The sequence below is a fragment of the Pseudomonas triticifolii genome, from assembly GCF_014358015.1.
GTDB lineage: Bacteria > Pseudomonadota > Gammaproteobacteria > Pseudomonadales > Pseudomonadaceae > Aquipseudomonas > Aquipseudomonas triticifolii.
Genome location: NZ_JACONV010000020.1, coordinates 73,509 through 84,153 on the forward strand (window position 1 = coordinate 73,509; position 10,645 = coordinate 84,153).

At 54.8% G+C, this 10,645-nt stretch carries 10 protein-coding genes and 4 tRNA genes; all 14 read right to left on the minus strand.

The window, feature by feature from the left end; translation table 11 throughout:
* Positions 1–64 precede the first annotated feature (64 nt).
* Positions 65–4,138 carry a DNA-directed RNA polymerase subunit beta gene (gene rpoB, locus H8S56_RS20345; RefSeq protein ID WP_024687036.1) on the minus strand — a complete coding sequence of 1,358 codons (4,074 nt, stop codon included), beginning with the start codon at positions 4,136–4,138 and terminating at the stop codon, positions 65–67.
* Between the two features lie 220 nt (positions 4,139–4,358).
* Complete coding sequence (gene rplL, locus H8S56_RS20350; RefSeq protein WP_024687037.1) at positions 4,359–4,724, minus strand: 50S ribosomal protein L7/L12; 366 nt, start codon at positions 4,722–4,724, stop codon at positions 4,359–4,361.
* Between the two features lie 79 nt (positions 4,725–4,803).
* Positions 4,804–5,304, minus strand: coding sequence for a 50S ribosomal protein L10 (rplJ, locus tag H8S56_RS20355; protein ID WP_003431816.1), 501 nt, complete (start codon positions 5,302–5,304; stop codon positions 4,804–4,806).
* 195 nt (positions 5,305–5,499) lie between these two features.
* On the minus strand, positions 5,500–6,195 hold the full coding sequence (rplA, locus tag H8S56_RS20360) for a 50S ribosomal protein L1 (protein ID WP_024687038.1): 696 nt from the start codon (positions 6,193–6,195) through the stop codon (positions 5,500–5,502).
* Entirely contained in the window at positions 6,195–6,626 is a 432-nt protein-coding gene (gene rplK, locus H8S56_RS20365) for a 50S ribosomal protein L11 (RefSeq protein ID WP_024687039.1), read from the minus strand. Before rplK ends, rplA begins: the two co-directional genes overlap by 1 nt.
* 118 nt (positions 6,627–6,744) lie before the next feature.
* Positions 6,745–7,278 carry a transcription termination/antitermination protein NusG gene (gene nusG / locus H8S56_RS20370; protein ID WP_003317113.1) on the minus strand — a complete coding sequence of 178 codons (534 nt, stop codon included), beginning with the start codon at positions 7,276–7,278 and terminating at the stop codon, positions 6,745–6,747.
* Positions 7,279–7,287: 9 nt separating this feature from the next.
* A complete protein-coding gene (gene secE, locus H8S56_RS20375; protein WP_005887064.1) occupies positions 7,288–7,656 on the minus strand; it encodes a preprotein translocase subunit SecE in 369 nt (122 codons plus the stop codon).
* Positions 7,657–7,702: 46 nt separating this feature from the next.
* Positions 7,703–7,778, minus strand: a tRNA-Trp gene (locus H8S56_RS20380).
* A 163-nt stretch (positions 7,779–7,941) separates the two neighbouring features.
* Positions 7,942–8,017 (minus strand) — tRNA-Thr (locus H8S56_RS20385).
* Between the two features lie 26 nt (positions 8,018–8,043).
* Positions 8,044–8,117, minus strand: a tRNA-Gly gene (locus tag H8S56_RS20390).
* Positions 8,118–8,141: 24 nt separating this feature from the next.
* Positions 8,142–8,226 (minus strand) — tRNA-Tyr (locus H8S56_RS20395).
* Positions 8,227–8,368: 142 nt separating this feature from the next.
* Positions 8,369–8,797 carry a hypothetical protein gene (locus H8S56_RS20400; RefSeq protein WP_024687040.1) on the minus strand — a complete coding sequence of 143 codons (429 nt, stop codon included), beginning with the start codon at positions 8,795–8,797 and terminating at the stop codon, positions 8,369–8,371.
* Between the two features lie 7 nt (positions 8,798–8,804).
* Positions 8,805–9,554 carry a pantothenate kinase gene (locus H8S56_RS20405; protein ID WP_024687041.1) on the minus strand — a complete coding sequence of 250 codons (750 nt, stop codon included), beginning with the start codon at positions 9,552–9,554 and terminating at the stop codon, positions 8,805–8,807.
* Positions 9,544–10,503 carry a bifunctional biotin--[acetyl-CoA-carboxylase] ligase/biotin operon repressor BirA gene (gene birA, locus H8S56_RS20410; protein WP_187519604.1) on the minus strand — a complete coding sequence of 320 codons (960 nt, stop codon included), beginning with the start codon at positions 10,501–10,503 and terminating at the stop codon, positions 9,544–9,546. The genes H8S56_RS20405 and birA overlap by 11 nt, the downstream gene beginning before the upstream one ends.
* Positions 10,504–10,645: the final 142 nt, after the last annotated feature.

Here is a 10,645-nt window from a genome sequence, read left to right on the forward strand (position 1 = left end):
GGCCTTTCCTCCTGGCGGAGCAGGGAGCAGGGATTTACGCCCTGCTCCCGATTCACGTCACGTGTTATTCGGTTTCCAGATCGATATCGATACCGAGCGAACGGATTTCTTTGATCAACACGTTGAAGGACTCGGGCATGCCCGGCTCCATACGGTGATCGCCGTCCACGATGTTTTTGTACATCTTGGTACGACCGTTCACATCGTCCGACTTGACTGTGAGCATTTCCTGCAGAGTGTACGCCGCGCCGTATGCTTCCAGCGCCCACACTTCCATCTCCCCGAAACGCTGACCACCGAACTGCGCCTTACCACCCAGCGGCTGCTGGGTAACCAGGCTGTAAGAACCAGTGGAACGCGCGTGCATCTTGTCGTCCACCAAGTGGTTCAGCTTCAGCATGTACATGTAGCCAACTGTTACAGCGCGCTCAAACTTGTTGCCGGTGCGGCCGTCGAACAGTTGCATCTGGCCGCTCTCTGGCATGTCAGCCAGTTTGAGCATTGCCTTGATTTCGCTTTCCTTCGCGCCGTCGAACACCGGAGTGGCCATCGGAACGCCGTTACGCAGGTTCTTCGCCAGATCCAGAACTTCCTGGTCGGTGAATTCGTCCAGGTTTTCCTGACGGCCACCGATCTCGTTGTAGATCTCGGTGAGGAACTTGCGCAGCTCAACCACTTTACGCTGCTCTTCGAGCATGCGGTTGATCTTCTCACCCAGACCTTTGGCCGCGAGGCCCAGGTGGGTTTCAAGGATCTGACCGACGTTCATACGCGAAGGTACGCCCAGCGGGTTGAGTACGATGTCTACCGGCGTACCGTTGGCATCGTGCGGCATATCTTCAACCGGCATGATCACGGAGACCACACCCTTGTTACCGTGACGACCGGCCATCTTGTCGCCCGGCTGAATGCGACGACGGATTGCCAGGTAAACCTTGACGATCTTCAGTACGCCCGGTGCAAGGTCATCGCCCTGTTGCAGCTTGCGCTTCTTGTCTTCGAACTTGTCGTCCAGCAGACGGCGACGGTCAACGATGTAAGCCTGAGCTTTCTCGAGCTGCTCGTTAAGAGCATCTTCGGCCATGCGCAGTTTGAACCACTGACCATGCTCAAGACCGTCGAGCACTTCGTCGGTGATCTCCTGGCCTTTCTTCAGGCCAGCACCGCCTTCTGCAACACGGCCAACCAGCGCGGAGCGCAGACGCTCGAACGTGGCGCCTTCGACGATACGGAACTCTTCGTTCAGATCCTTACGGATCTCGTCGAGTTGCGACTTCTCGATGGACAGTGCACGTGCGTCACGCTCAACGCCATCACGCGTGAAGACCTGAACGTCGATAACAGTACCCTTGGTACCGGTCGGCACACGCAGGGAGGTGTCTTTAACGTCGCTGGCCTTCTCACCGAAGATCGCGCGCAGCAGTTTTTCTTCTGGTGTCAGCTGGGTCTCGCCTTTCGGGGTGACCTTACCGACCAGAATGTCGCCAGCGCCGACTTCAGCACCTACGTAAACGATACCGGCTTCGTCCAGCTTGTTCAGTGCCGCTTCACCCACGTTCGGGATGTCGGCAGTGATTTCCTCTGGGCCAAGCTTGGTGTCACGGGCCACACAGGTCAGTTCCTGGATGTGGATCGTGGTGAAGCGATCTTCCTGAACGACACGCTCGGACAGACAGATGGAGTCTTCGAAGTTGAAACCGTTCCAGGCCATGAACGCGATGCGCATGTTCTGACCCAGTGCCAGCTCGCCCATGTCAGTAGACGGACCATCAGCCATGATGTCGCTGCGCTGAACACGATCACCCTTGCTCACCAGCGGACGCTGGTTAATGCAGGTGTTCTGGTTGGAACGGGTGTATTTGGTCAGGTTGTAGATATCTACACCCGCCTCACCGGTTTCAACTTCATCGTCAGCAACACGAACCACGATACGGCTGGCGTCAACCGAGTCGATCACGCCGCCACGACGGGCCACGACGCAAACGCCGGAGTCGCGAGCAACGTTACGCTCCATGCCGGTACCGACCAGCGGCTTGTCAGCACGCAGGGTAGGTACAGCCTGACGCTGCATGTTCGAACCCATCAACGCACGGTTGGCGTCATCGTGCTCGAGGAACGGGATCAGGGACGCTGCTACCGATACAACCTGCTTGGGCGAAACGTCCATCAGGGTAACGTCAGCAGGCGCCTTGACCGTAAATTCGTTGAGGTGACGTACCGCTACCAGCTCGTCGATCAGCTCTTGCTTGTCGTTCATTGCGGCCGAAGCCTGTGCAATGACGTGGTCTGCTTCTTCGATTGCCGACAGGAAAACGATTTCGTCGGTAACCAGACCTTCTTTCACAACGCGATACGGGCTTTCGAGGAAACCGTACTGGTTGGTGCGAGCGTAGGCTGCCAACGAGTTGATCAGACCGATGTTCGGACCTTCCGGCGTTTCAATCGGGCACACGCGACCGTAGTGAGTCGGGTGAACGTCTCGAACTTCAAAGCCGGCGCGCTCACGAGTCAAACCGCCAGGGCCGAGTGCAGAGACACGACGCTTGTGGGTGATCTCGGACAGCGGGTTGTTCTGGTCCATGAACTGGGAAAGCTGGCTGGAACCGAAGAACTCTTTGACCGCAGCAGCGACTGGCTTGGCGTTGATCAGGTCCTGAGGCATCAGGCCTTCACTTTCAGCCATCGACAGACGCTCTTTGACCGCACGTTCTACACGGACCAGACCTACACGGAACTGGTTCTCGGCCATCTCGCCAACACAACGAACACGACGGTTACCCAAGTGGTCGATGTCGTCGACGATGCCTTTACCGTTACGGATGTCAACGAGGGTCTTGAGGACCGCTACGATGTCTTCCTTGCACAGCACGCCCGAACCTTCGATCTCGGTGCGACCGATGCGGCGGTTGAACTTCATGCGACCTACAGCGGACAGGTCGTAGCGCTCAGGGCTGAAGAACAGGTTGTTGAACAGTGTCTCGGCTGCGTCTTTGGTCGGCGGCTCGCCAGGACGCATCATGCGATAGATCTCGACCAGCGCTTCCAGTTGGTTGCTGGTGGAGTCGATCTTCAATGTGTCAGAGACGAACGGACCGCAGTCGATGTCGTTGGTGTACAACGTTTCGATGCGAACAACTTGACCCTTGGCGATCTTGGCCAGGATTTCAGTGTTCAGCTCGGTATTGCACTCGGCGATGATTTCGCCGGTAGCCGGATGCACGATGACCTTGGCAGTGGTGCGACCCAGGACGTAGTCCAGAGGCACTTCCAGCTCTTTGATCCCGGCCTTTTCCAGCTGGTTGATGTGACGAGCGGTAATACGGCGACCTTGCTCGACAATGACCTTGCCTTTGTCGTCCAGGATATCCAGGACAGCAATCTCACCACGCAGGCGCTGAGGCACCAGTTCCAGGCTCAGGTTTTCACCGCGAACATGGAAAACGTTGGTGGTATAGAAAGCATCGAGCACTTGCTCGGTGGTGTAACCCAATGCGCGCAGCAGAACGGACGCAGGCAGCTTGCGACGACGGTCGATACGGACGAATACGCAGTCTTTCGGATCGAACTCGAAGTCCAGCCACGAACCGCGGTAAGGAATGATACGAGCGGAGTACAGCAGCTTACCGGAGCTGTGCGTCTTGCCACGGTCGTGGTCGAAGAATACGCCAGGCGAGCGGTGCAGCTGAGACACGATAACGCGCTCGGTACCGTTGATTACGAAGGTACCGTTTTCAGTCATCAGGGGAATTTCACCCATGTAGACTTCTTGCTCTTTGATGTCCTTGATCGCTTTGTTCGACGACTCTTTGTCGAAGATGATCAGACGAACCTTGACTCGCAGAGGTACAGCGTAAGTCACACCACGCAGCACGCATTCCTTGACATCAAATGCCGGTTCGCCCAAGCGATAACCTACATACTCCAGCGCAGCATTGCCGGAGTAGCTGATGATCGGGAAAACGGATTTGAAGGCTGCATGCAGACCGACGTCGCGGAACTGATCTTTGGTCGCTCCCGCCTGCAGGAATTCGCGATACGAATCCAGCTGGATGGCCAAGAGATACGGCACATCCATTACGTCCGGCAACTTGCTAAAGTCCTTGCGGATACGTTTTTTCTCAGTATATGAGTAAGCCATCAGCGTTCCCCAGCTTGGTCACCTGCTTGTTTGGCTCCCTCCCGACGGAAGCAGCCAGAAAATCGTGCAAACCCCTTGGTTTGCGCCACCGCCATCGGTGGATCCTGCACGCTATAGAGATTGACAGCGCCAATCGTCTATAACGGAAAAAGGCCGGTGGCAAAAGCCACCAGCCATCAGCCTTTCGCTAAATGCGTGGGCTGGACACTCAAATCGATGCTTATTTCAGCTCGACTTTAGCGCCTGCTTCTTCCAGAGTAGCTTTGGCTTTGTCAGCTGCGTCTTTGGCAACAGCTTCCAGGACCATTGCTGGAGCGCCGTCAACGACTGCCTTGGCTTCTTTCAGGCCCAGACCGGTCAGTTCACGAACTGCCTTGATCACGTTAACTTTCTTCTCGCCAGCTTCCAGCAGCATGACGTTGAATTCAGTTTGTTCTTCAACAACAGCGGCAGCAGCAGCTGGACCAGCAGAAGCAGCGGCAGCAGTAACGCCGAACTTCTCTTCGAACGCCTTGATCAGCTCTACAACCTGCAGAACGGACATTTCAGCTACGGCGTTAAGGATATCGTCTTGAGAGATGGACATGACTCAATTTCCTGAATTGGGGGACGGCCTACGCGACCATCAAAATAAACAAAAATACGCGAAAAGATCTGACTCAGCCTTAGGCTGCAGCTGCTTCTTTTTGGTCGCGAACAGCCGCCAGAGTACGAGCCAACTTGCTGGTAGCGCCTTGAATCACGCTCATCAGCTGAGAAATTGCTTCGTCACGGGTCGGCAGGCTTGCCAGTACGTCGATCTGATTAGCTGCGAGGAACTTGCCCTCGAACGCAGCTGCCTTGATCTCGAACTTGTCCTGACCTTTGGCGAATTCCTTGAACAGTCGGGCAGCAGCGCCCGGATGCTCGTTAGAGAATGCGATCAAGGTCGGGCCAGTGAACACGTCGTTGAGAACACTGAATTCAGTGTCAGCAACAGCGCGCTTGAGCAGTGTGTTACGTACAACACGTACGTAAACGCCAGCTTCACGAGCCTCTTTACGGAGTCCGGTCATAGCGCCGACTGTCACGCCGCGGGCATCAGCCACGACTGCGGACAGACCAGCTTTGGCAGCCTCGTTGACTTCAGCGACGATGGCCTTCTTGTCTTCGAGTTTAATTGCCACGGGTTTAACTCCTGCTTGTTACCGTTTCATCTGGCCTAAGCCTGATGTCGTTTTGGTGTCTGATTCGGTAAGGAACCGGGAGCACCATCTGCGTAGGCTTGAGTTTTAAGACTTTCGCCGCCTACGGTCTTGGATAGCCCCCGCCAGGCAGGGACCCCAATTTTTCAGCGATGCGTCAGACGCATCGCCTTTGTCTTACGCGTCCAGCGAGCCCTGATCAATCACCAGGCCTGGGCCCATGGTGGTGCTCAGAGTAACGCGCTTGACGTAGATACCTTTCGAGGAAGCAGGCTTGATACGCTTGAGATCAGCGAGCAGCGCTTCAACGTTTTCCTTCAGCTTGACGGCGTCGAAACCGACTTTGCCAACAGAAGTGTGGATGATGCCGTTCTTGTCGGTGCGATAACGAACCTGACCAGCCTTGGCATTCTTGACGGCGTTAGCAACGTCAGGAGTAACAGTGCCGACTTTCGGGTTAGGCATCAGACCGCGAGGACCAAGAACCTGGCCCAGCTGACCAACAACGCGCATTGCGTCCGGGGAGGCAATGACGACGTCATAGTTCAGGTCGCCAGCTTTCATTTCAGCAGCCAGATCGTCCATACCAACGCGATCAGCGCCGGCAGCCAGAGCGGCTTCAGCAGCAGGACCCTGGGTGAATACTGCAACGCGTACAGTCTTGCCAGTGCCGTGCGGCAGAACAGTAGCGCTACGCACTACCTGGTCAGATTTACGAGGGTCAACACCCAGGTTTACAGCAATGTCCACGGACTCGCTGAACTTGACGGTCGACAGCTCGGTCAGCAGAGCTGCTGCATCTACAAAGTTGTAGGCCTTGCCAGCTTCGATCTTGCCAGCGATTGCCTTTTGGCGCTTGGTCAGCTTAGCCATTACACACCCTCCACGTTAAGGCCCATGCTACGAGCGGAACCGGCGATGGTACGCACGGCCGCATCCATGTCAGCAGCTGTCAGATCCGCATTTTTTACTTTTGCGATTTCTTCCAGCTGAGCACGGGTCACGGTGCCAACTTTAACGGTGTTCGGGCGAGCCGAGCCGCTGGTCAAACCTGCAGCTTTTTTCAGCAGAACCGACGCAGGGGTACTTTTTGTTTCGAAAGTGAAGCTACGGTCGCTGTATACAGTGATGATCACTGGAGTCGGCAAGCCTGGCTCAAGACCCTGAGTACGGGCGTTGAACGCTTTGCAGAATTCCATGATGTTCACACCGTGCTGACCCAGAGCCGGGCCTACTGGCGGGCTTGGGTTAGCCTGAGCGGCTTTCACTTGCAGCTTGATGTATGCAGTTATCTTCTTGGCCATGAGGCACTCCAATTACGGGTTCAAGCGCCAATAAAGGCTCCCCGGTTGCTTACGCGTATATCCCAGTGACGAAAAAACCCCACAGCCTTAGGCTACGGGGTATGGGATTCCAGCTCAGTTATGCCTTTTCGACCTGACTGAACTCCAACTCTACCGGAGTAGAGCGTCCGAAAATGAGCACCGCCACTTGGATACGGCTCTTTTCGTAGTTAACTTCTTCTACCGTGCCGTTGAAATCGGCAAACGGACCGTCGGTGACACGAACAACCTCACCCGGCTCGAACAGAGTCTTGGGCTTCGGCTTATCGCTGCCGTCAGCGACGCGACGCAGAATCGCTTCTGCCTCTTTGTCTGTGATGGGCGCAGGCTTGTCAGCAGTACCGCCGATGAAACCCATGACACGAGGAGTGTCCTTGACCAAGTGCCAAGTACCTTCGTTCATGTCCATCTGAACAAGCACATAACCAGGGAAGAACTTGCGCTCGCTTTTGCGTTTCTGGCCATTACGCATTTCAACCACTTCTTCAGTGGGAACCAGAATTTCGCCGAAGCCATCTTCCATGCCTGCCAGCTTCACACGCTCGACCAACGAGCGCATGACATGCTTCTCGTAACCGGAGTAAGCATGCACTACGTACCAACGCTTAGCCACGGGACACCCTTAGCCAACTATCAAGGAAACAAGCCAGCCGAGCAGGGAATCAAGCCCCCACAACAGCAACGCCATAACCAGCACAACAGCCACGACGATCAATGTGGTTTGAGTGGTTTCTTGGCGAGTAGGCCAAACGACTTTACGAATTTCTGCCCGAGCTTCTTTCGCCAAAACGAAAAAAGCTTTGCCTTTACCAGTCTGCAGCGCTACAAAAGCAGCAGCTGCAGCGATAACCAGGAGAGCGAGAACACGGTACAGGATCGGCTCAGCAGAGTAGTACTGATTACCGACAACACCCACGACCACCAGAACGACTACCAGGAGCCATTTCAGCAAATCAAAGCGAGAGTCTGATGCTTCAGCCTTGGGATTCATCTACGGAGATCCTGTGAAAAGAAAGCCAGATTACATTTTCTGAATCTGGCAGGTCAGGAGGGAATCGAACCCCCAACCTACGGTTTTGGAGACCGTCGCTCTGCCAATTGAGCTACTGACCTAAAAGCAAAATCAGGCCGACCATTATGCTGGCCTGACAATAGTTTTTCAACACATCATTCGGATTTCGCCACAAAGCCGCATACACCCGAACAATCAAGGCACCCCACACACAGCAGGACCACCTAAAACAAAGGCAGATATTTTCATATCTGCCTTTGGCAATGGAGCTCTTGAGCGGATTCGAACCGCTGACCTCACCCTTACCAAGGGTGTGCTCTACCAACTGAGCTACAAGAGCAAAACAACCTGCATGAACCGCAAACATGGAGCGGGTAGCGGGAATCGAACCCGCATCATCAGCTTGGAAGGCTGAGGTTCTACCACTAAACTATACCCGCACAACTTGCAGTTCGCGCTAAATCTGGTGGAGGGGGAAGGATTCGAACCTTCGAAGTCGTAGACGTCAGATTTACAGTCTGATCCCTTTGGCCGCTCGGGAACCCCTCCTAAGCGAGGCAGCATTTTCAACTCATGCTACCCTTCTGTCAACCTTTTTCTCATTAAAAACCTGAGCTTACATGCGTTGACCATTTCCACTTCGTTCGCAAGACTTACACCTCACTGCGAAGCGGGCGCCATTCTATTCAAACTATTCGACAGTTGCAATGCCCTCACATGACATTATTTTATTTTTTAGCTGAGGGAAGTCCTGAGTGAGCTGACTCATGACACCGCTCTCCACAAGACGCCTGCTTTCAGGAGCGATCTTGAGCCAATAAGCAGTAGTGGCTGGTGAAGGCAACGCTTGAAATTGTGATTGGATATCGAGACTGTTAAGGCGCTGCTCGACAGCACGAGCATCTTCCTGGCGGGAAAAACCGCCCAGATAAAGGCAGCTTGCATCTGCGCCCCTTGATACTCGGGCCGGATCAGATTCGCTGAGCAGGTGGATATCCTGTTGTGCAGCACGATTCAGCGACAGGGGAAGGACCTCCTTTGCCCTCAGCGGAGCTTCCTGCTGATGCCAGATGTAATAAAAGCCGTTGAGCATTAACAGGAGGAGAAATAACCAACGCATAGAAACCTCAGGACAGTGGGCACGCGAGTGCAAGACCGACAAAAACCAGATCCGGTACCACTCGGGCGCCAGGCAATACATCCATGACCAGGCCAGCGTCACCGCCTGTTACAAAGACCGTAAAGTCATCGCCCCAATACCCTTTGGCAATGTTGACCTGAGTCAACGCAAAACCTCTAAGCATAAGCGAGCAACCTCTCTCGACTGCCTCAGCTGTTGACCGCCCAGGTACAAGCCCTGTCAGCGCCCTCTGAGCAGCGTCATCGTCGTATCTGATTCGTCTGGTGTGAGTGCGCAACTGATCCCGCATCAACGGCATACCAGGGCATATGAACCCACCCAAGTGCTGACCCTCAGCATTCACGAAGTCAGACGTAACGGCGGTCCCTAGGTCAATTACCAGGCAGGCGCTGCGGACACCGTGATAGGCCCCAACGAACGCTAACCAGCGGTCGAGCCCCAAGCGCTCGAACTCTTCATAGCCATTCACCACTCCGGCGAGCTCACGCCCAGGCACCGCACACACAGGTGTGATCGAAAAGACACTCGCGAGAACAGCGACGAGACGCTCAGTCTCCACAGCATTACGCACACTTACCAGCCGACAGTCGCTTAGAGCAAGGCCCGGTAACCGTCGAAGGCTTTCCAATAGCGCGTCATCCGAATCTACGACCCCTCCGGCCAACACTGAACTATCACTTCGATTTGTCACCCGCCACTTGATGAAGCTATTGCCGCAATCGAGCTCAAGAATCATCGCGCAACCTCAGGCTGAGTTCACCACCACTAAAGCTCTTTTCCACACCGTCAACTTCCAAACGCAATGCGCCCAGCGCATCGATACCTAACACAGTGCCGCTAATAGCCTGCGCACCAGAAAGCAGCGTGACCGCAGCGCCTTGCCATAAATGCCCCGCCTCCCAATCCTCCTGAAACGCCACAAACCCTTTCTGGCGATGGACCTCAAGGAATGACTCAAGCTTTTCACTCAGGCGAACAGCCAGATGATTGCGATCCGACAATTGACCCGTTTCGAGACGAAGGGAAGTCCATGACTGATCGACTTCCGCCGATGCCTGCATATTCACGTTGATTCCCACGCCGATAACCACATGGCATACATCAGCGGGATCACCTATAAGCTCCAGGAGGATTCCGGCGATCTTGCGCTTACCCACGAGAACGTCATTAGGCCATTTGAGGCCCGCTTTGGTTACCCCGGCATCGCGCAGGACATTCATCACCGCAAGCCCTACTAGCAGGCTGAGGCCCTCCAGCTGGCGCATGCCACCGTCGATTCTCAGAATCAGGCTGTAATAGAGATTATCGGCGAAGGGGCTGACCCATTTGCGACCGCGTCGCCCCCTCCCGGAAGTTTGTCGCTCTGAAAGCACAAGCAGCGGCACCTCGCAGCTCCCGGCGATCAAACGAGCCGCTTCGGCATTTGTCGAGTCCACCGAGTCATAGGTTTTAGCCGACCAACCAGAAGGAAGACCTGAGCGTGTTATGACAGAAGCATCAAGAAGCGAAATCGGGGTTGCAAGCCTGTAACCACGTCCGCGCACTTTATGCACCTCAATACCCAGCTCGGCCTCAAGCAGCTGAAGCTGCTTCCAGACAGCGCTTCGACTAACTCCCAGAGCCTCCCCAAGTACCTGCCCAGAATGAAAGGCACCGTCAGCAAGAAGCGTCAACAACATCAGCATGTAAGAATCGCCTGGCAATGAGGCACGCATGATAGCTACGCAGAAGCATGATGCATAGAAATCAGAGCCTGTTTTAAAGGCCTAAAAAGACAAAACCCCTCATCGCGTAAGCGATGAGGGGTTTTGGAATTGAATCTTGACG

What these genes read in the sequence shown, in the direction of transcription:
- rpoB (WP_024687036.1), bottom strand. Translation starts at nt 4,138, where the DNA reads ATGGCTTACTCATATACTGAGAAAAAACGTATCCGCAAGGACTTTAGC.
- rplL (WP_024687037.1), bottom strand. Translation starts at nt 4,724, where the DNA reads ATGTCCATCTCTCAAGACGATATCCTTAACGCCGTAGCTGAAATGTCC.
- rplA (WP_024687038.1), bottom strand. Translation starts at nt 6,195, where the DNA reads ATGGCTAAGCTGACCAAGCGCCAAAAGGCAATCGCTGGCAAGATCGAA.
- rplK (WP_024687039.1), bottom strand. Translation starts at nt 6,626, where the DNA reads ATGGCCAAGAAGATAACTGCATACATCAAGCTGCAAGTGAAAGCCGCT.
- secE (WP_005887064.1), bottom strand. Translation starts at nt 7,656, where the DNA reads ATGAATCCCAAGGCTGAAGCATCAGACTCTCGCTTTGATTTGCTGAAA.
- H8S56_RS20400 (WP_024687040.1), bottom strand. Translation starts at nt 8,797, where the DNA reads ATGCGTTGGTTATTTCTCCTCCTGTTAATGCTCAACGGCTTTTATTAC.
- H8S56_RS20405 (WP_024687041.1), bottom strand. Translation starts at nt 9,554, where the DNA reads ATGATTCTTGAGCTCGATTGCGGCAATAGCTTCATCAAGTGGCGGGTG.
- birA (WP_187519604.1), bottom strand. Translation starts at nt 10,503, where the DNA reads ATGCTGATGTTGTTGACGCTTCTTGCTGACGGTGCCTTTCATTCTGGG.